Genomic DNA, 263 nt, shown 5'->3' on the forward strand with positions numbered 1-263 from the left:
GCCACGCGGCGATCAAGACCGGCATGCTGGCCGCCGATGCGGCGTTCGAAGCCGTGCAGGCAGGCCGCCAGAGCGATGAACTCGCGGCTTACCCGGAAGCGTTCAAGCAGTCGTGGCTCCACACGGAACTGTACAAGGCGCGCAACTTCAAGCAGTGGATGAGCAAGGGCCTGTACCTGGGCACGCTGATGGTGGGCATCGAGCAGAAGCTGCTGGGCGGCAACGTGCCGTGGACGCTGCATCACCAGCATCGCGACCACGAG

General features: G+C 65.0%; 1 pseudogene. It reads left to right on the forward strand.

Annotated elements, in window-relative coordinates:
• A pseudogene (locus AB4Y43_RS40590) lies at positions 1-263 on the forward strand (electron transfer flavoprotein-ubiquinone oxidoreductase); the annotation flags it as partial.

The organism is Paraburkholderia sp. BR10872 (assembly GCF_040965835.1).
Classification (GTDB): Bacteria; Pseudomonadota; Gammaproteobacteria; order Burkholderiales; family Burkholderiaceae; genus Paraburkholderia; species Paraburkholderia nodosa_A.